Origin of the sequence: Streptomyces prasinopilosus (assembly GCF_001419695.1) — a bacterium.
Lineage (GTDB): Bacteria > Actinomycetota > Actinomycetes > Streptomycetales > Streptomycetaceae > Streptomyces > Streptomyces prasinopilosus.
Map to the genome: position 1 here is coordinate 1 of NZ_LIRG01000229.1, position 19,788 is coordinate 19,788.

Here is a 19,788-nt window from a genome sequence, read left to right on the forward strand (position 1 = left end):
CCTCACGGAGGCCGCCGCCCGGTCCCAGTCGATGGGGTGGCCGAGGCAGTGCAGGTGGGCGGCGGCCTCCGTGAGGGCTTCCAGGGGGTCCTCGCCCCGCCGCAGGGTGGGCCGGACCACCGCGTCGTCCATGCCGAAGTCGGTCAGGGTGTCGTGGACCGGACGGACCAGGACGGGGTGCGGGCTGACCTCGACGAAGACCTCGTGCCCGTCCCGCGCGGCGGCGCGGACCGCGTCCGCCAGGCGGACGGGCTCGCGGAGATTGTCGATCCAGTACCGGGCGTCCATCAGGTCGGCCCGGCCCGGCGCCACGGTGGAGTACACCGGGATCACGGGCGGACGGGGCCGCAGATCCGCCAGCTCGACGGCCAGTTCGTCCAGGATCGGATCGACCTGGGGGGAGTGCGAGGCGACGTCCACCTGGACCAGGACACCGTCCACCCCCTCCCGCGCACGGGAGGCGATCAGGGTGTCCACCGCCTCCGGACTCCCGGAGACGACGGTGGCGAACGGGCTGAGGTGCACGGCCGTCGTCACGTCCGCGGCCCCCTGGGCCGCGAGGTGCTCCTCCAGGTCCTGTGCCGGGACGGGGAAGACCGCCATGGCGCCCCGGCCGGCGAGCCGCCTCATCAGCCGTGAGCGGCGACAGGTGACGCGCACGCCGTCCCGCACGGACAGCGCGCCGCTGACGACGGCGGCGGCCGCCTCGCCCATCGAGTGGCCGATCACCGCGACGGGTTCGACCCTCCGGGCCCGCCAGGAGGCGGCCAGCGCGACCTGGACCGCGAAGAGCACGGGCTGCACCACGTCGATGGGGGCCGGCGCGGATTCGTCGGCGAGCTCCAGCACCCCGCGCACGGAGAACCCGGCCTCTTCGGCGATCAGTTCGTCCAGTTCGGCGAGCTTCCCGGCGAACGCGGGGTCCTCGGTGAGCAGTTCGCGTGCCATGCCGGCCCACTGGGACCCCTGGCCGGAGAAGACGAACACCGGCTGGTTGCTGTGCCGTTCCGCGCCGACGGTGATGCCCGTACCGCCGCCTTCGCGGGCCAGCAGGTCGAGGCGGTCCAGGAGCGTGTCGGTGTCCCGGGCGACGACCGCCGCCCGCTCCGGGCCGTGGGAACGCCGGACCGTCGTGGTGTGGGCGAGGTCGCGCGCCGTCGCCCGGTCCCGGTGGGCGGCGAGCCAGTCGCGCAGCTGAGCCGCTTCGGCCCGGCAGGCATCGGCCGATCCGCCGTCGACGGTCACGACGACGGGCCGGGCCGCGTCGGTGGCGGCCGGCGGCTCCTGGAGCGGGGCGCCGGCCGGGGCCTCCTCCAGGACCATGTGCGCGTTGGCACCGCCGAACCCGAACGCGCTCACGCCGGCGGTACGGGCGGCGCGGCCGGCGGGCCAGGGGGTCCGCTCGGTCACGACCGACACGGGGGCCCCGGCCGGGATCGCCGGATTGAGGGCGGTGAAGTTGAGGACGGGCGGGATCTCGCCGTGCCGCAGCGCCAGGACGGTCTTGATGAAGCCGGCGACGCCGGCCGCGGCCTCCAGGTGCCCCAGGTTGGTCTTGACGGCGCCGACGAGCAGCGGGCGGCCCGGTGGGCGGCCCTCGCCGGTGACCTCGGTCATCGCGCCCACCTCGATGGGGTCGCCGACCACGGTGCCGGTGCCGTGGGCCTCGATGTAGTCCACGGCGGCGGGGGAGACGCCCGCGTCCTGGTAGGCGGCCCGCAACAGCTCGGCCTGCGCCGTCCGGCTCGGGGCCATCAGGCCGTTCGAGCGCCCGTTGTGGTTGACGGCCCCGCCCCGGACGACCGCGAGGACGTGGTCCCCGTCGCGCCGGGCGTCGGAGAGGCGCTTGAGCACCACGACGCCGCCGCCCTCGGCCCGGCCGTAGCCGTGCGCCCCGGAGTCGAAGGTCCGGCAGTGCCCGTCGGGCGACAGCACCCCCGCCTCCTCGAACGCGACGGACACGGCGGGCGTGAGCAGCAGGTTGACCCCGCCGGCCAGGGCGACGACGCTCTCGCCCGAGCGCAGGCTCCGGCAGGCCAGGTGGATCGCCACCAGGGAGGCCGAACAGGCGGTGTCGACCAGCATGCTGGGACCGCGGGCGCCGAGCACGTACGAGAGCCGGCTGGCGATGACCCCCATGGACGAGCCCGTCGCGCTCCAGCCGCCCATGTCCTGGGCGTCGGAAGGGGCGTAGTCGGACGTGGCGGCGCCGAGGAAGACCCCGGCCCGCTGCCCGCGAAGGGTGTGCGGGGGGATGCCGGCGTGTTCGAGGGCCTCCCACGCGACTTCGAGGACGAGGCGCTGCTGTGGGTCCATCATGGTCGCCTCGTGCGGCGAGATGCCGAAGAACGAGGCGTCGAATCCCTCGATGCCGTCGAGGAATCCGCCGAGTGCGGCCGCTCCCGACCGGCTCGGGTCGCCCGCCGGCAGGTCCGACCAGCGGTCCTCGGGGAGGCGGCGGATGCCGCTGTTCCCGTCGAGGAGGAATCGCCAGTACTGGTCCGGTCCGCGTACGCCGCCGGGGAAGCGGCAGCCGATCCCCACGACGGCGATGGGATCGCGCTCGTCGGGGGCCTCCGCCTCGGCCGGCCCGGCGGACTCCGGCTCGGCCGGCCCGGCGGACTCCGGCTCGGCCGGCCCGGCGGACTCCGCGTCGGGGGCGCCGGACAGGTGCCCGGCCAGCGTCGTGACGGTCGGGAAGCTGTAGGCGATGTCCATGGGGAGTTCCCGGCCCAGCAATTCACCGAGCTCTCCGGAAAGGGAGACCAGTTTCATCGAGGAGAGCCCGTAGTCCTCGAAACTGTGGTCCGCCTGGATCTCGCTGCGGGACAGCGGTGCATTCCTGGTCAGCCAGTCGATGATCCAGGAAGCGAGTTCACGCTGTGGGAGATTCATTGCGATCGCCCCCCGATCGGTCGTCCGGCCGGCATGCGGGAATTTCCGGTATTCGCTGGTTCAGCATGGCGCGGGCATCCAGTTTGTCCTGCCGGTCCACCAGATCGACGGGGTTGGTTCCCAGGCTTTCGAGAAAAGCGTAGTACTCGTCGCGCAGCAGTGATCCGACCAGGGCGTCGTGATATTCGCCGTCGAGGAAGAAGAAGTCCCGCAGAACGCCTTCCGTCTTGATCGGTCCGGTGAGGAAGATCTGCACCATCTGTTTGTTGAACAGGCCGGTCATGAGGTGGATGCGGTGGGCGTTGCGCTGGTGGAAGAGGAACTCGAGCAGGAGGTTGACCGACTCCACTCCGTACCCGAGACCCCACAGCTCGGAGGAGCCCACCACATTGCCGACCTCGAAACTCCCAGGGTAGGCGAGCTGCTGCCAGCTGACGCCGCCCACGGGTTCACCGTCGCGGTCCACGACCATGAGGTAGTTGAGACCGTGCTTCGCCACGAAGGCCTCCATGGCCTCGCCGGTCATGAAGACCTGGCTTCCGGAGGAGTAGGACCCGGCGTCGGACGCCGACCACAGGGCTATCAGGTCGTAATCGTCGCGTCCCCGTATGGGGCGCAGTGAAACAAATTCCCCTTGCATTTATCTCACTCTCGTGACGCTGGAACGGAAAGTGAAGTGGCGTCCTCGCCGTTGCTCCTGTCATGGGATCGACGGGCGTCCGGAGCTTAGGGCCAACCATGGCCGAGGCGTCGATGGGCGTCTGTTCGGCCGTAAGCCAACAGCCGGTGCATGTCGTTGTCAAGCAGTGATAGTCAGATCAATCCCCACGCCTCAGCCAAGTGCCGCACTATCGTGAGGGAGGCCGGCGGCTGCTTACCCGTAGCCTTTCTCCGAGGCGGCTGAACAAGGCCCTGCAGCGTTCAAGTGCCGTAGTCTCGGCGGCTTTCCCCGCGACCCGCCATGAAGTGTGTTCGAGCCAGTTAGCGTCCTGGGCAAGAGGTCGGCCGTGAGGCATGGATTCGGCTTTGCGGGACCCCTCGTCCCTTCCCGGGCGCCGCCCGGTGCCCCGCCCCCCTCCCGCGTGCCGGGAGGGCCCCGCGTCGGGATCACGGAGACAGGAGATGACATGCCGACTGCACAGCGAGGTGCCGTCCTCCCCGGGCGTCAGCCATGAGCCGGCTCGACGCCGCGGCCGGCAGCGCGACCGCTCTCCTCGCCCGGCCCGGGTCCGAGGACTCCGCGACCGCCGCGGCGCTCTCCGCCGCGGGCGTGCGGCCCCACCACCGGGTCGCCCTGTACGCGGACAATTCCGCCGCGTACCTGCGGGTCCTGCTCGGCCTCATGCACCTGAGCGCCGGAATCGTCCTGATCGACCGGGGCCGCTCCGCACGTTCCGCCGAGCACACCGCGGTCCAGGCGGGAGCCGACTGGCTGATCCAGGACAACGGTTCGCTGCCGGACGGGCCGGTGCCCCTGCTCGATCTGGACACCCTGACGGCCGATCACGACGCCGGCCCGGGGCGCTGGGACGGACGGGGGAACGCGCCGCTCGGCCTCGACGCGTGGGAGCGCCGCGGGGACGCGCTCATCACCTGCTCCTCCGGCTCGACGGGCGAGCCCAAGATGATCGTGCGGTCCGGAGCGAGCGTCCTGGCGAACACCCGCCGCTCCGCTCGGCGCATGGGCTACCGGGAGTCCGACGTGCTCGCCCCGCTGCTGCCCTTCTCCCACCAGTACGGCTTCTCCCTGGTGCTGCTCGCCTGGATGGCGCGGTGCTCCCTGCTGCTGACGCCCTACCGCCGGCTCGACCGCGCGCTGCGCCTGCTCGACGAGCACGGCGCGACCGCCGTGGACGCGACCCCCTCCACCTACCGGTCGATGCTCAGGCTGCTGGACCGTCGCCCGGACCTGGTGCGCCGGACGCACCCGGTCCGCATGTGGTGCGTGGGCGGGGCCCCTCTGGACGACCGGCTGGCGCTCGACTTCCGTACGGCGATGGGCGCACCGCTGCTCGACGGCTACGGGACCTCCGAACTCGGCAACATCGCCCTGGCCGCGCCCGAGGACCCCGAGCTGTGCCTGCCGCTGGACGGCGTGGAGGTAGCGGTCCGCGACGAGCGGGGCCGCGACCTCCCGGCGGGGCGTCCGGGGGAGGTGTGGGTGCGGACCCCCGACGTCATGTCCGGCTACCTCCCCGCCGGCGGGGGCCCGCCCGCCCCGCTGGAGACGGGCGACTACCGGACGCACGACCTGGGGGTCCTCGACGGCCGCGGGAGCCTGCGGGTGTTGGGCCGGATGTCCGCGCTCACCCGCCACGGCTACACGCTCTACCCGGCCCACCTGGCCCGCAAGGCCGAACAGTGCGGCCGCCCGGTCCATGTCGTGCCCGTCGAGGACGAGCGGGGCGGGGCGCGGCTGGTCTACCTGGTCGAGGACCCGGGCCGGGGTTCGTCCTCCGCCTGGCACACACGGTTCGCGCAGGTGCTCGAGCACTACGAACTGCCCAACCAGATCGTCGTCATGGACAGCTTTCCGGTGACCGGAAAGGGCAAGACCGATCTCCCCTCGCTCGAGGAACGAGCTCGGCGGGAATTCGACCAAGGGAGAAGAGCATGACTGCCGACACGCGTTCGCACCGATCGGGCCGGGTGGTCGTCACCGGCCGGGGGGTGGTCTCCCCGCTGGGCCTGAGCTGGCCGGAGACCTGGGCGGGGCTGCTGGACGGGCGCAGCGGGGTCGCACGGCTCACCGGCATCGAGACGGAGGATCTTCCGGTACGGATCGGCGGGGAGATCAAGGGGTTCGACCCCGAGGCGTACCTCCCCCGCAAGATCGCGCGCCGGATGGACCGGTCGGTGCAGCTGGCACTGGTGGCCGCCGACGAGGCCGTGCGGGACGCGGGCCTGGAGATCACACCGGAACTGGCCCCCCGGGTCGCCGTGGTGATGGGTTCGGCCAGCGGACCCACCCGCTCCTCCGTCGCGGCCCAGGAGGCGCTGGCGCAACGCGGGCCACGGGCGGTCAGCCCGTTCTTCTTCGCCACCAGCAGCGTGGACGCCGCGGCGGGCGAGGTGTCGCTGCGGTTCGGTCTGCAGGGCTCCTCGACGTGCATGACGACGGCCTGCGCGACGGGCAGCACCTGCCTCGGCGAGGCCATGCGGATGATCCGCCTGGGCGTGGCCGACGTGGTGATCGCGGGCGGCGTGGACGACTCCATCACCCGGCTCGACATCAACGGCGCGGCGATGTCGCAGGCCCTGTCGCGCCGCAACGACGAACCGGAGAAGGCGTGCCGGCCCTTCGACCGGGCACGCGACGGCTTCGTCATGAGCGCGGGCGCGGGCGTGGTCGTGCTGGAGAGCGAGGAGCACGCCCGCAGCCGCGGCGCGGCGGTCCACGCCGAACTGGCCGGCTACGGCGCGACCACCGACGCGTACCACGTCACGGCCCCGCACCCGGACGGCCTGCCGGCCCAGCGCGCCGCCCACCAGGCACTGGCCGACGCCGGTCTCACCCCGGCGGACGTCGACTACGTCAACGCGCACGGCACCAGCACGCCGAAGAACGACACCACCGAGGCCAAGGTGATCCGGAGCGTCTTCGGGGACCGCGCCGAATCGATCCCGGTCAGCTCCATCAAGAGCATGACGGGCCACATGCTCGGCGCCGCCGGGGCCGTGGAGGCCATCACGGCGGTCGAGGCCATCAAGACCGGACAGGTCCCGCCCACGATCAACTGCGACGACCCCGAGGACCGCGGCCTCAACTTCGTGCCGCACAAGGCGCAGACGCACGAGGTGGACGTCGCCGTCAGCAACTCCTTCGGCTTCGGGGGGCACAACGCGGTGCTCGTGCTGCGCCGGTGGCGCCCCGCCCCGTGACCCGTCAGGAAAGACAGAGAGAGGTAGCACCATGGTGGAAGAGGCCCCCCGGCAGACGGCGACGGCGACGCGCGCCCCGCAGGGCGACCGTCCGGCCGTACCCGTGTACCGAGCGCCCTACGACTGGCCGGCCATCGAGGAGAGCGTCCGCACCCTCGGGGCGGCCATCGTCCCGGGAATCGTCCAGCGCTCCCTCGTCGACGACTTCAACCGGGAGCTCGACGCGTGGCTCGAGGCCAACCCCCGCGGCACCGGCTCGGACACCGGGTCCGAGCTGTACGACAAGTTCCTCGGCCGCAAGACGCTGCGGCTGCACGGGGTGCCGGGGAAGATCGAGGCGTCCCACCCCCTCATCACGCACCCCGAGATCGTCGCGAGCATGCGGCGTCTGCTCGCCCACTGGTCGAACGAGATCCTGCTCAGCCTGGCGGAGTTGATCCAGATAGGTCCGCGGGAGTCGGCGCAGCTCATCCACCGGGACACCGGCTCCTGGTGGCCGCGGCTGCCCCGTGAGGAACACCCGTGGAACGTCACCGCGATGATCGCGCTGACCCCCTTCACCGAGGAGACCGGGGCGACCCGGGTGGTACCGGGCAGCTGCCGGTGGCCGCTCGGCGAACGGCCGCGGTTCGACCAGATAGGCCGCGCCGTCATGGAGCCCGGCGACGCCCTCTTCTTCCGCGGGGACGTCCTGCACGGCGGCGGCGCCAACAAGACCCAGGACCAGGCCCGGCGCGGTCTGGCACTCAGCTACTGCGCCGGATGGCTGCGCCCGGTGGACAACAACATGCTGGCCGTGCCGCCGAAGAAGGCCGCCGCCCTGGGGGACGAGCTGCTGGCGCTGCTGGGCTACGTCGCGCACGACGCGACCCACGTCGACGGGGGCCTGGTCGGCATGTACGACAACGGCGATCCGCTCAAGGCCCTGCGCAGCGGAGCGCTGGACTGAGGGCCGACGCCGCCGCCGTCGCCGGCCTCGTCGCCCGGCGGACCGGCCTTCCCCGTTCGACCGCAGGCCACTCCCGACTCTGGAGGAAACGTGTCCGAACTACTGACCGGCGACGCCGCTGTCACGGTGAGGGGCGGGCCGCCCGGCAGCACCGTCGGCGGCCTCGCCGGGCTGGCGACCGAGGTGCTCTGGGAGAACCGTGCGGAGCTGGTCGCCGTGCTGGAGACGTTCGGGACACGGACGGCCGCGGTCGACGAGGTCGCCAACTCCATCGCCGCCCTGCGCGGGGCGCGGGGGGAGCTGGAGGCGCACCGCCCGCGTCCCACCGGCGGTCTGGGGGTCTTCCTGCCGTCGAACAACGTGCTCTACTCCTACGTGCTGTTCGGGATCATCCCGCTCCTGTACTCCTCGCACATCACGATGCGCCCCTCCCAGCGGGTGGCCGAGCAGTCCCGGCACATCCACCGGATCATCACCTCGGCTCCCGAGTTCAAGAACGAACTGTCCATCGAGCTGGTGTCACTGACGCAGAAGCAGTTCGTCGCGCGGTGCGCCGATTCGGACGTCGTGGTCTTCAACGGGCGCCCCGCCAACGCGCTGGCGGTGGGGGACAAGCTGCCCGAGCGCACGGTCTTCCTCGCCTTCGGCTCGGGGCCGAACCCGGTCGTCGTCGGCGCGGAGGCCGACGTGCGGGCCGTCGCCGGGGACGTGGTCCGTACCCGTATGTACAACTCGGGCCAGGACTGCCTCTGTCCCGACGTGGTCTTCGCCCACGACAGCGTGGCCGACGACCTCCTCACCGCCATGAGCGAGGCCGTGGCCGACGTCCCGGTGGGGGCGCGCGCCGACCCCACCACCGTCGTCGCGCCGCTGAGCTACCCGGACGCGGTCGAGCAGGCGGCCGGGTACCTCGCCGGCCACCCCGGCCGCACGGTGCGCGGCGGCCGGGTCGACACCGCCACGGGCCTGGTCGCGCCCACGGTGATCGACCTGCCCTGGGACCCGGACTTCTGCCCGCCGGAGTTCTTCTCGCCGGTCCTGTGCGTGATGCGCTACTCGACGGGCGAGGACGTCGTCCGGTGGCTGGACAGCCACACCGAACGCCGGCGCGGGATGTACGTCTCGGTGTACGGCGAGGACGCGGTGCGCGAGGGCCGCAGCGGTACGAGCGTGCTGCTGCGGGAACGGACGGCGCTCGACGCCGAGAACGGCAACGAACCACTCGGCGGCTACGGCCCCGAGGCCAGTCATGTGCGCGTCGGCCGGACCGTGACTGCGCGGCCGCTGCTGCTCTCGGCCGAACTGGGCATGAAGCCGGACGCCTCCGCGGGAGACCTCGATGCCTGAGACCCGGGACGAAGCGGCCACCGGCGACTGCTGGAGCGTGGTGGCCCGCACCCTCGCGGACGCGGGCGTACGGATGGTCCTCGGCATCCCCTCCGACGAACCGGGCCTCCTGGACGCCGCGCGGGAGGTCCCCGGACTCGACGTCCGGGTGGTCGGGGACCAGCGGATCGCCGCCTGCGCGGCCGCCGGCCACGCCGTCACCGGCCGGGGACCGGTCGTCCTGGCGCTGAACTCCGGCCCGAGCTTCGCCAACTCCCTGGCGGGCCTGCTGGAGGCGGCGTCCCTGTCCGTGCCCCTCGTCGTCATCACGACCCGGGTGCCCGTCGAACACATCGGGCAGGGCGCGTTCCAGCACCTGGAACAGTTGCGGATGGTCGAGTCCCTGGCCGGCTGGACCCATCGCGTCGAGACCCCGGGCCAGGTCTCCTGGGCGGTGCGCCGGGCGGTGCGCCTGGCGGTCGACGGCGGGCCGTGCCTGACGGTCGTCGAGATCGCGGAGGAGGTGGCGACGGCCGAGGCGGCCGTGCCGGCCGCGCTGCCGCCCGTACGCCCGCTCCGCTCCCTGCCGCCGCGGGACGAACTGGACGCGGCCGCCGACGCGCTGCGCGCCGCGCGCAGACCGGTCGTCGTGGCGGGCGGCGGAACCCGCTGGGCCGACGTCGGCAGACTCGCGGAACTCGCGGAGCTGCTGGCCTGCCCCGTCTTCACCACGGCGGCCGGCCGGGGTGCCGTGGACGAGGACCACGAGCGGGCGTTCGGACTCGTCGGCCTCTACACCACGCCCCCCGCCCACCGGCTGCTGGAGGAGGCGGACCTGCTCCTGGTCCTCGGCAGCAGGCTGGAGGAGACCGCGCGCATGGGCTGGCAGTCCTGGCGGACGGCGGACGTCGTGCAGGTGGACCACGCGGTGCGGGCCTTCGGCGAGGGCTGCGAGGTGCGCCACGCCCTGCTGGGCGACGTCGGCCTCGTCGTGGACGAGCTGGCCGACCGCCTCGCAGCCCGGGGGGCGGTCCGGGACCCGGCGTGGTCCGCGGCGCAGGCGGAGGTCGCCGGCGCCCAACGCCGCCACCGGTCGGCCCGGTTCGCCGACTCACCGGTGCGCGCCGTGCTGCACGCGGCGCAGGGGGTGCTGGGTACCGACTTCAACCTGGTGCAGGAGAACGGGCTGCACGACATCTGGAGCTACCACTACCCCGTACTGTCCCTGGGCCGCGACACCTCCGTGGTGTGCCCGGGGGAGCAGACCATGATGGGGTTCGGGCTGGGGGCGGCGGCCGGCGCGGCGCTGGCCCGGCCGGACCGGCCCACCCTTCTGCTGGCGGGGGACAGTGCCTTCCGGATGAGCGTCGGAGCGCTCGACGTACTGCGCCACCACGAACTCGGCGTCATCGCCGTGGTGTTCGACAACGGCGGCTTCGGCTGGCCCCGGCGCTCCCGCGCCGGGGACCGGTCCCGCGCCCTGACCGAGTGGCGGGCGGCGGACCGTCCCGACCGGGTGGCGACGGCCTTCGGCGGGTGGGGAGCGGACGTCACGGATCCGGCGGCCCTGGACGGCACACTGCGGGAGGCCGTCGAGCGCGCCGGCAAGGGCCAGTTCTCGGTCGTCCGCGTCCGGGTCCCCGACGACGACGTGCCCGTCGGCATCGAGGCGGCCGGGTACTGAGCGGCCCGGCACGGACGGGGCCGTACACCCCGCGACGCACGCACGACGCCCCGCCGGCCGGCGGAGGGCAACAGCGAGAGACGGAGAGACATGGACAGCACGGCACTGCCCCGGTGGCGGGGGTTCAACCTGCACCAGATGTTCGCCACCAGCGCGCGCTGGAGCGAACTGATGCCGATGGACGACAACCGGGTCAGCGAGGACGACTTCCGGTGGACGCGCGACTGGGGATTCGACTTCGTCCGGGTGCCGTTCTCCTACCTCTACTTCATCGGGGACGGCGAACGGCGCGTCTACCCCGAGGACCGGCTCGCCATCCTCGACCGGGTCGTGGAACTGGGCGCCGCCTACGACGTGCACGTCTCCCTCACCATGTGGCGCGCCCCGGGCCACACCAATTTCGGCTACCCCTACAACGAGCCCGAGCACGGCACCCTGTGGGTGCCCGACGAGTACGGCTCGCGGGATCTCTTCGTGCACTTCTGGGAGATCCTCGCCGAGCGCTACGCGGGCGTACCGTCGTCCCGGCTCAGCTTCGACATCGTCAACGAGCCTCCGGCCACGGCCCTCGTGCCGGGCCTCACGGACGCCGACATCCTGGCGGTGTACGGGGCGGCGGTGCGCGCGATCCGTGCGAAGGACCCCGACCGGCTGCTCCTCGTCGAAGGGCTCGACTGGGCCTACACGCCCGTCCCCGCGGACTGGTGCACCACGCACGGCGTCGCCCAGAGCCTGCACGGCTTCGCGCCGCTGGCCCTGTCGCACCACCGCTGCGAGTACTCGCCCCAGGGGCTCGACCTGACCAGCAACGCACCCTCCTGGCCGATGAGCCTGCCGGCGCCGCCGGACGGGCTCGACGAGCCCGTCCGGACCCTGCTGCAGGGCCGCGGCGTGCTCGGTGAGGCGCACTGGGACCGGGACCGGCTGGCCGCCTCCCTCAAGCCGTGGCTCGACCTGGCCGACTCCGGGATCGGGGTCCACGCCGGGGAGACGGGCGCCCACAACAAGGTCCCGCACGACGTCGTGCTGCCCTGGCTGGACGACACGCTCGGGCTGCTGACCGATCACGGCATCGGATACGCGCTGTGGAACCTGCGGGGCCCCTTCGGCGTGCTCGATTCCGGCCGGGCGGACGTCGCGTACGAGGACTGGCACGGGCACCGGCTGGACCGGGAAATGCTGCACCTCCTGCAGAAGCACTGAGCCGACCTCAGGGAAGAGAGAGGACACAGCACATGTGGACCGAGGCCAACCCCGCCGCCCCGGACGTGCTCAGGGACGGACTGGTGGCCAGGGTGCGGGAACTCGCCCGTACCTCCGGCGACGACCCGGCCGTCTCCTTCGCGGAGTACGCGGACGACCCCGACGGGCTCATCCGCACGGTGACCTACGCGGAACTGGACCGCAAGGCGCGGGCCGTCGCGGCCTGCCTCCAGGGCCGGGCGCCGCAGGGCTCCCGCGTCGCCGTCATCTGCCCGCACGAGATCTCCTACGTGCTGGCGTTCCTGGGATGCCTGTACGCCGGACTGGTGGCCGTACCGCTCCCCGCGCCCGACGTCCACCGGACCCGGGACAGGATCAGCGCGGTGCTCGCCGACGCCGATCCGCTCCTGATCCTGACCACGGCGGAGACGGCCGGCCGCGTCACCCCCCTGCTCGACGCCCTCGGACCGTCCCGGCCCGAGACGCTCCTCATCGACGAACTGGCGGAGGAGAGCGCGACCCAGTGGCAGGAGCCGCGCATCTCCCCGACGTCCCTGGCCTATCTCCAGTACACCTCGGGGTCCACCGGCACGCCCAGCGGAGTCCGGATCACCCACGGCAACCTGGCCGCGAACGTGTGGCAGATCGCCGATGTGACGGTGTACCTGCAGCCCCGCTGCACCATCGCCAGCTGGGCCCCCTTCTTCCACGACATGGGCCTGATCATGGGGCTGGCGATCCCGCTGAGCGTGGGCGCCCACGCGGTGAACGTCAGCCCGGGGGCGTTCATCCAGTCGCCGTACCGGTGGTTGAAGCTGATCACCGACTTCCGCGCGGTCTGGGCCGGCGGACCCAACTTCGCCTACGACCTGTGCATCGACCGGATCACCGAGGCCCAGAAGCGGACCTTGGACCTCAGCTCGCTGGAGGGGATGGTCAACGCCAGCGAGGTCGTCCGCCCGCACAGCATGGACCGGTTCAACCGGGCCTTCGCCTCCTGCGGACTGCGGGAGGGACTCGACGGGCCCGCCTACGGGCTCGCCGAGGCGACCCTCGGGGTGACGGCCCCGCCCGCCGGGGTCAAGCCGGAGCTGATCCACGCCTTCGACCGCGACGCCCTGGCCGAGGGCCGCGTGATCGCGGTCGCCGGCGACCACCCGCGGGCGCGGCAGATGGTGACGTGCGGGGTGCCGCTGCGGGACGTCCACATCACCATCGTCGACCCCCGGACCTGGGCGCAGACCGACGACGCCGAGGTGGGGGAGATCTGGATCCAGGGCCCCAACGTCGCCGACGGCTACTGGCGCAGACCGGAGCGCACCGAGGAGGTCTTCCGGGCCCGCTGCACCACCCGGGACCGCGCCCCGGTCCCGGGCGAATGGCTGCGCACCGGTGACCTGGGATTCCTGCACGAGGGCCTGCTGTTCATCGCGGGACGCCTGAAGGACCTGGTCATCGCCGACGGCAAGAACCACGATCCGGCCGACATCGAGTTCACGGTGCAGACCTCGGTCGACCCGGAGCTGGGCGTCGGCGGGACGGCCGTCTTCTCCGTCGACAGCGAGGCCGGCGAGCGCGTCGTCGCCGTCGTCGAGGTCCGCGGCCAGGTCCCGGACCCGGAGAGCGTCCGCGCCGCCGTGCGCCGGGCGGTCTCGGCCGGGCACGGCGTCACGGTCGCCGAGGTGGTCCTCACCGCGTGGGGCGCGATTCCCCGTACCAGCAGCCGCAAGGTCAAGCGGGGGCTGTGCCGTGACCACTACCTGCGGGGCGAACTGGCCGGGCCGGGCGCCGCCCGCCAGGGGGCCGCGTGAGCGCGGCCCTCCGGGCGGCACCGGACCCGCGCGGCAGTCCCGTCCCGCGGAGACGTTCGACCCTTCCCTCACCACTCACCGAAAGAGAACTGCTGTGAACCGAGAAGAAGCCATCCAGAACCTCGCCCTCGTCGTCTCCGACGTGGCATCGGTGGACCCCGCCGAGGTCACGGAGGAGAAGACCTTCCTGGAGGACCTGGACATCGACTCCCTCGAACTGGTCGAGCTGGGCGTGACCGTGGAGGAGAAGTTCTCCGTGAAGATCCCCGACGACGTCCTCGGGACCCTGAAGACGGTGGGGGCCATGGCCGACTTCATAGCCCAGCGGGCGTAGCACCGGGGAGGCGGTCGCACGATGGGTAGCACCGGCGCGTCGGAGGTGTCCTCGCGGGCGCCGCGCGAGGACACGGTCGACCGGATCTTCGGCCATGTGGTCGCGGACCCGTACCGATGGCTGGAGGACGCCGGGTCGGCGAGGACCGCCGACTGGCTCCGCCTCCAGCGGGACCGGTTCGCCCGGAGCGTCGGAGAGCATCCCACGCGCGCCGCCTGGGAGCGGGAGGTGCGGGCGCTCTCCGGCGCGGAGCTGACCGGCGTCCCGTCATGGCGGGCCGGCCGCGTCTTCTTCGAGCACACGGGGCCGGGCCGCGAGCAGCCGGTCCTGTGTGCGGCCGGCCCCTCCGGTGGCGTACGGACCGTGGTCGACCCGGAGGCCCACGATCCGTCGGGCCGTACGGTGCTCGGCCCGTGGGCGCCCTCCCCCGAGGGGGACTTGGTCGCCTGCCAGCTGTCGGCCGACGGCCGGGAGGAGCCCTCCCTGTACGTTCTCGACGCCGCGACCGGACGGTGCGTGGAGGGGCCCGTGGACCGGACCCGCGGCCCGGCGCCCGCCTGGGTCGCGGGTCAGGACGGCTTCTACTACGTCCGGGGGCGCCCGGCCGACGCGATACCGCGGGGCGACGTGCGCCTGCACCGGCGGGTCCACTGGCACCGGATCGGTACGGACCCGCGGGACGACCCGGCCGTCCTGGGCGACGGCATGGACCCCAGCTCCGCCTACACCCTGTCCGTCAGCGACGACGGCCGATGGCTCGTGGTGGGCGTACGGACCGGTGGCCGCCGGGGCAACCGGCTCTGGCTGGCGGACCTCACGGCCGGTCCGCCCGGCAAGCCCCGCTTCCGGGCGGTCGATTCCGCCGAGGGCAGCCACAGCGCCGCGGAGATCGGCCCGGACGGCGTGGCCCGGGTCCTGACCGATGACGGGGCGAGCGGCCGAAGGCTCTGCTCCTTCGACCCCGCCGACCCCGACGGTCCGTGGACCGAGGTGATCGCGGAGCGGCCCGGCGCGGTGCTCCAGGAGGCCGTGCAGGTGCACGGGCCCGACGCCCGCCTCTCCGTCCTGGCCCTGTGGTCCCGCGAGGCATGCGGCGAACTGACTCTCCACGACGCCGTGTCCGGGAGCCTCACGGCCCGCGTGCCGCTGCCCGGTGCCGGAACGATCGGCGGGCTGACGACACGGCCCGGGGGCGGCGGCGAGGCGTGGTTCTCCTACACCGACTACACCTGCCCCCAACGGGTCCTGCGCTACGACGCACGCGACGGCGGCGTGACCCCCTGGCGGGTTCCCGGCCGCCCGCACGGCGTCCCCGCCCCGGCCGGCGGGCCCGGGGCGGACGCCGGCTGGGCCACCACGCTGCGCGTGCACTACCGGTCGAGCGACGGAGCACGCGTCTCCATGGCACTCGTGGTCCCGCGTGAGGCGGCGGGAGGACCGTCCGGGCCCCGGCCCCTGCTCATGCGCGGCTACGGCGGATTCGGCGTGGTCGCGCGCCCGCACTACGGGCAGGACGTCGCCGCCTGGGTACGGGCCGGCGGCGTCTTTGCCGAACCGCACATCCGCGGCGGCGGGGAACAGGGCGAGCAGTGGCACCGCGCCGGCACCGGCAAGGACAAGCAGCGCACCTTCGACGACTTTCACGCCGCCGCGCGCTGGTTGATCGACGAGGGATGGACGACACCGCGCCACCTGGCCATCGCCGGCACGTCCAACGGCGGCCTGCTGGTCGGGGCCGCCGCGGTGCAGCAGCCGCAGTTGTACGCCGCGGTGAGCTGCGCGGCACCGCTGCTCGACATGGTGCGCTACGAGCGGTCCGGGCTGGGCCCCGCCTGGGCCCACGAGTACGGCAGCGCGAGCGACCCCGAGCAGGTGGAGTGGCTGCTGTCCTACTCGCCCTACCACCACGTGCGCGAGGGGCGGGACTACCCGGCGGTGCTCCTGTCGGCCTTCGACAACGACACCCGCGTGGACCCGCTGCACGCGCGCAAGATGTGCGCGGCGCTCCAGCACGCGGCGGCCGACCCCTCCGGCGTGCTGCTGCGGTGCGAGGACCTGGGCCACGGGACGAGGCCGCTGAGCGCCACGATCGGCTTCGCCACGGACGTGCTCACCTTCCTCGCCGACCGGACCGGCCTTGCCGCGCCCGGTCCGGACGCGGCAAGGCCTGCCCGCTGAGCACCGCCCGCGGGTCTCAGGACCCGAACATCTCCGGGTACCAGAGGCGCGCCACGGCGTCCCGCGCGACCAGGAAGCCCACGATGGCCAGGACCCAGCCCAGTGCGCCGTCCGCCCTCTTGGAGAACCACGCGTTCAGCCGGTCCAGCGGCGGCTGCATCCGGTCCCGGGCCATGGTCCGGGCGACCAGCAGGACCAGGGCCGGCAGAATCATGATCACGCAGTAGCCGGCCAGCAGGGCCACGACGGCGGCTCCGTCGAGGCCCGAGGTGGTCAGCATGCCGATGGCGCCCAGGTACGGCAGCATCGTCGCCACTTCCACGAGCGCGGCCAGCAGCGCGAGCCCGACGATCCACAGGACCGACGCGGACCGGGTCTCGGAGCGCTCGCGCCATCTGCTGGACGCGTCCCGCCCGCCCGCTTCGCCCTTCTTCGGGGCGAAGCGGAAGCTGAGCAGGAACAGCCCGACACCGATGACCAGTTGAATCCACAGGGCGGTTCGGCTTTCCAGGGCGTCACCCGCGGCGGAGAACACCGCGTCCGCGCCGAGCACGACCAGCAGGCCCACGCCGAAGTAGAAGACCGCGATGCTGGCGAGGTAGACGAGGATCCTGCCCATCCCGACGCGGGCGGGCGAGAGCATCAGCCATATCGGTATGAAGAGGGTCCCCATGCTGGCACTGTCCAGCAGGGCGAGACCTGCCAGGGACAGCAGTAATCCGGTGTTCACGTGTGTTCTCCTCGGGGACGGAGCCGGTCGCGGGCGGGATCGGTGACGGGGGCACGGGCGCGCAACACCCTACGCGCGCCTCGGGACCGGCCCGTGTGGGGGACGGCGGCTACTCGGCTCGCCCGGGGAGCGCCTCCTCGAAGACGACGTCCAGCTTCCGCAGCGCCAGGATGCCGCCGAAGGGGTCGTAGGCGTCCGGGGGCGCCGCGGACTCGCGCAGGGTCACCCGCTCGAAACGGTCCAACAGGGCGTTCAGCGCGATGCGCACCTCGAGCCGGGCCAGCGGCGCCCCGAGGCAGAAGTGCACCCCGTTGCCGAAGCCCAGATGAGGGTTGGGCGTGCGGGTGATGACGAAGCGCTCGGCGTCGGCGAAGACCGCCTCGTCGAAGTTGCCGGAGGCGAGCCACACCACCACCACGGACCCGGCGGGGACGGTCCGGTCGCCCAGCCGGGTCTCCTTCGTGCAGCGGCGTACGACGCGGGAGAACGGCGGCCGGTAGCGGATGATCTCCTCGACGGCGGTCGGCACCAGCGAGCGGTCGGCCCGCAACTCGGCCAGTGCGTCCGGGTGTTCATGGAGGCACTGGGCCGCGCTGGCGAGCACCGACGTCGTGGTGATGTGGCCGCCGACCAAGAAGATCGTCACGATGCCCACGACCTCGTCGTCGCCCAGGCGTTCCCCGTCCACCTCCGCCCGCACCAGCCCGCTGATCAGGTCGTCACCGGGATGCTCGCGGCGGCGGACCAGCTCGGTGCGCAGGAAGCCGTCCATCTCCTCGGTGGTGCGCGCGATCTCGGCGAGCAGCGCCGGTTCCAGCTCCATCCCCGTGCGGTTCTGCGAGAGCAGGGCATCGGACCACTCGCGCAGCTTGTGCCGGTGCCGCTGCTCGATGCCGAGCAGCTCCGCCATGACCTGCGTCGTCAGCAAGGACGCGAAGTCCTCGATGAAGTCGACGGGCCGGCCGGTGGGGACCTTGTCCAGGAGTTCGGCGCAGAGCCGGGTCAACCGGGGCTCCAGGCCGGCCACGCTGCGCGGGGTGAACGCCTTGGCCACCAGATTGCGGAACTTGCGGTGCTGCGGCGGGTCCATCAGCGCGATGTTGCCGGTGGAGAAGATCGACATCTCCTCCTCCGGGGTGGTGAACTCGCTGGAGAACGTCTCGTACTCGGTGATCGCCCGCTTGGCGTCGGCGTAGCCGAACACGTGCCACACGCCCAGCGAATCGTCGTAGAAGACCGGTTCGGTGGCTCGCATGTGCGCGCTCCAGGCGAACAGCTCGTCGTACGGGCCGGGTGGTGCGGGATCGGTGGAGGACCGCATCGTCATGCGTTCTCGTCTCGCTTTCAATGGGCCTGTGGACCGCGGCCCGCGGCGGGGGACAGGTGCGGCCGCGGTGCGTTCAGGGCGAAGGACCTGAAGGCGTGGGCCAGCAGCGACAGCGTGGTGTGCCGGTTCCAGCCGGTCACGCTGCGGACCTGGTACTCGTGCAGGCCGGCGTCGGCCCTTGTCGCGTCGAGGCACTGGCGGATGGCCGACTGGGCTCTCACCGCGCGGATCAGCTCGGGGATGGTGGTGGTGGCGGGCCCCGAACAGATGAAGTAGTGGGGGCGCGCCGTGTCGGGCGAGGTGTGGATGAGCAGCCAGAAGGTGCGTCCGCTCGGTTCCTGCCGCAGCCGCAGGGTGTTCCAGGGGAGGCTGTTCAGCGTGGACGTGTGCTGTGCCCGCCTCTCGAGGAGACGCCACTCCGCTCGCATCCGGCACGGTGCCAGTGCCAGCGCGTCGGAGGAGCGGAGCCTGAGGACGTAGGGGAGTTGGCGCGAGTCGAGCCAGCACCGCAGGCTCTCGTCCCACAGGTCGGGTTCGGGAACCGACACCCAGGGGGTGTGCAGCCCGTTCTCCAGCGCCCGCGTGATCATCCTGCGGTTCAGCCCGGCCTTGCTGGTGTAGGAGATGTCGCGCGGCAGACCGGCGCAGTCGTGCGGCGGCCGGTCCCGGAGCCACTGCCGGGGCAGGTACAGCTCCCGGTCGATCAGGCCGCTCCCCGACTCCGAGGTATGCCCGAGGAACTGCCCGATCTGGCAGTTCTCCATGCGCTGATGGGCGCTCGAGTACTGCCAGGCGACTCCTGCGGAGTGCTGGCCCTTCTTGATGAACGTCTCTCGGACGGGAACCAGAATTCCGTCGTTCTCGTTCCGGGTGTGCTGCAGTACATAGGAGCGCAGATCGTCGCGCACGGCGTCGGCGTCCCATTTCGCGGTCCGCAGTAACCTCTGCATTCCATCGGGCGCGGCCTCATGCGCGTGACTGGCCAGGGCGAACGCGCTTTTCCGAAGAGTCGGGGACAGGAGCCCCTCCATGTAGGCGATGACACGTCTTCGCGGTTCTGCCCGGCTGAAGCGACTCGAAATTAGTTCTGCTATCTCCTGCACGTGTTGACCCCCGTGTCGTACCCGTCAAACGAGTTTGTCTGTCCAACAGCCAACTGAACGGGTGTGACTTGGTTTACGCAATTCGGACCGCCTCTCTCGACGAGCGTTCACTACTACCACGTCCGGCGCTGCCTGGTCAGTAGGACTCCAGGGGGCGCACTCGTCCTGCAGGCTAACCGCGGTTCTTCATCTACCCGAAGCGGCGGAAGCCAAGCTGCCGAGAGAACGGCACTTAGCGATCTCGTGTGATTTGGCACCCTGAGCCGGTATTTGTTCGCTAGTGGCCGCTTTGGGTGCCGGGCCGGCGGTGTCCGGGCTGGTGGTGTCCGGGCCGGTGGAAGGGCGCGGTGAGAGGGTGCGGAGGGG

At 72.3% G+C, this 19,788-nt stretch carries 14 protein-coding genes; 9 read left to right on the plus strand and 5 right to left on the minus strand.

Annotated elements, in window-relative coordinates; genetic code table 11:
• Positions 1-2,895: type I polyketide synthase (locus tag AOK18_RS11100; protein ID WP_157865074.1), on the minus strand; the 2,895-nt coding region annotated here is incomplete at its 3' end.
• Positions 2,876-3,535, minus strand: coding sequence for a GNAT family N-acetyltransferase (locus AOK18_RS11105; protein ID WP_079104954.1), 660 nt, complete (start codon positions 3,533-3,535; stop codon positions 2,876-2,878). The genes AOK18_RS11100 and AOK18_RS11105, both read right to left, overlap by 20 nt.
• A 531-nt stretch (positions 3,536-4,066) precedes the next feature.
• Between AOK18_RS11105 and AOK18_RS11110 the strand changes: the two genes are divergently transcribed.
• The 9 genes from AOK18_RS11110 to AOK18_RS11150 all read left to right on the plus strand — a co-directional run bounded on the left by AOK18_RS11110 (position 4,067) and on the right by AOK18_RS11150 (position 16,262).
• A complete protein-coding gene (locus AOK18_RS11110) occupies positions 4,067-5,512 on the plus strand; it encodes a class I adenylate-forming enzyme family protein (RefSeq protein ID WP_055694221.1) in 1,446 nt (481 codons plus the stop codon).
• Positions 5,509-6,777, plus strand: a complete 1,269-nt coding sequence (gene fabF, locus AOK18_RS11115; protein ID WP_055573186.1) for a beta-ketoacyl-ACP synthase II — start codon at positions 5,509-5,511, stop codon at positions 6,775-6,777. Before AOK18_RS11110 ends, fabF begins: the two co-directional genes overlap by 4 nt.
• Positions 6,778-6,808: 31 nt before the next feature.
• Positions 6,809-7,726, plus strand: a complete 918-nt coding sequence (locus AOK18_RS11120; RefSeq protein WP_055573187.1) for a phytanoyl-CoA dioxygenase family protein — start codon at positions 6,809-6,811, stop codon at positions 7,724-7,726.
• A gap of 90 nt (positions 7,727-7,816) precedes the next feature.
• Positions 7,817-9,073: an aldehyde dehydrogenase family protein gene (locus AOK18_RS11125; RefSeq protein ID WP_055694222.1), complete on the plus strand. Its 1,257-nt coding sequence runs from the start codon at positions 7,817-7,819 to the stop codon at positions 9,071-9,073.
• On the plus strand, positions 9,066-10,736 hold the full coding sequence (locus AOK18_RS11130; protein ID WP_055694223.1) for a thiamine pyrophosphate-binding protein: 1,671 nt from the start codon (positions 9,066-9,068) through the stop codon (positions 10,734-10,736). The genes AOK18_RS11125 and AOK18_RS11130 overlap by 8 nt, the downstream gene beginning before the upstream one ends.
• Positions 10,737-10,826: 90 nt before the next feature.
• On the plus strand, positions 10,827-11,939 hold the full coding sequence (locus AOK18_RS11135) for a glycoside hydrolase family 5 protein (protein WP_055694224.1): 1,113 nt from the start codon (positions 10,827-10,829) through the stop codon (positions 11,937-11,939).
• 32 nt (positions 11,940-11,971) lie between these two features.
• Positions 11,972-13,750 carry a fatty acyl-AMP ligase gene (locus AOK18_RS11140; RefSeq protein ID WP_055694225.1) on the plus strand — a complete coding sequence of 593 codons (1,779 nt, stop codon included), beginning with the start codon at positions 11,972-11,974 and terminating at the stop codon, positions 13,748-13,750.
• 94 nt (positions 13,751-13,844) lie between these two features.
• Positions 13,845-14,084, plus strand: a complete 240-nt coding sequence (locus tag AOK18_RS11145; protein WP_055573192.1) for an acyl carrier protein — start codon at positions 13,845-13,847, stop codon at positions 14,082-14,084.
• Between the two features lie 21 nt (positions 14,085-14,105).
• Positions 14,106-16,262 carry a prolyl oligopeptidase family serine peptidase gene (locus tag AOK18_RS11150; protein WP_055694226.1) on the plus strand — a complete coding sequence of 719 codons (2,157 nt, stop codon included), beginning with the start codon at positions 14,106-14,108 and terminating at the stop codon, positions 16,260-16,262.
• Between the two features lie 16 nt (positions 16,263-16,278).
• Here the strand turns inward: AOK18_RS11150 and AOK18_RS11155 are convergent, their stop codons facing one another.
• From AOK18_RS11155 to AOK18_RS11165, 3 genes are all read right to left on the minus strand, one after another.
• Positions 16,279-16,992, minus strand: coding sequence for a GAP family protein (locus tag AOK18_RS11155; RefSeq protein WP_055573194.1), 714 nt, complete (start codon positions 16,990-16,992; stop codon positions 16,279-16,281).
• Between the two features lie 109 nt (positions 16,993-17,101).
• Positions 17,102-18,319, minus strand: a complete 1,218-nt coding sequence (locus AOK18_RS11160; protein ID WP_055573195.1) for a cytochrome P450 — start codon at positions 18,317-18,319, stop codon at positions 17,102-17,104.
• Between the two features lie 17 nt (positions 18,320-18,336).
• Positions 18,337-19,422 carry an IS701 family transposase gene (locus AOK18_RS11165; RefSeq protein WP_074995605.1) on the minus strand — a complete coding sequence of 362 codons (1,086 nt, stop codon included), beginning with the start codon at positions 19,420-19,422 and terminating at the stop codon, positions 18,337-18,339.
• Positions 19,423-19,788 lie beyond the last annotated feature (366 nt).

Excerpts from the sequence above, each read along its gene's own strand:
- AOK18_RS11140 (WP_055694225.1), top strand. The coding sequence starts at position 11,972 with ATGTGGACCGAGGCCAACCCCGCCGCCCCGGACGTGCTCAGGGACGGA.
- AOK18_RS11150 (WP_055694226.1), top strand. The coding sequence starts at position 14,106 with ATGGGTAGCACCGGCGCGTCGGAGGTGTCCTCGCGGGCGCCGCGCGAG.
- AOK18_RS11105 (WP_079104954.1), bottom strand. The coding sequence starts at position 3,535 with ATGCAAGGGGAATTTGTTTCACTGCGCCCCATACGGGGACGCGACGAT.
- AOK18_RS11160 (WP_055573195.1), bottom strand. The coding sequence starts at position 18,319 with ATGACGATGCGGTCCTCCACCGATCCCGCACCACCCGGCCCGTACGAC.
- AOK18_RS11110 (WP_055694221.1), top strand. The coding sequence starts at position 4,067 with ATGAGCCGGCTCGACGCCGCGGCCGGCAGCGCGACCGCTCTCCTCGCC.
- AOK18_RS11130 (WP_055694223.1), top strand. The coding sequence starts at position 9,066 with ATGCCTGAGACCCGGGACGAAGCGGCCACCGGCGACTGCTGGAGCGTG.
- AOK18_RS11135 (WP_055694224.1), top strand. The coding sequence starts at position 10,827 with ATGGACAGCACGGCACTGCCCCGGTGGCGGGGGTTCAACCTGCACCAG.
- fabF (WP_055573186.1), top strand. The coding sequence starts at position 5,509 with ATGACTGCCGACACGCGTTCGCACCGATCGGGCCGGGTGGTCGTCACC.
- AOK18_RS11120 (WP_055573187.1), top strand. The coding sequence starts at position 6,809 with ATGGTGGAAGAGGCCCCCCGGCAGACGGCGACGGCGACGCGCGCCCCG.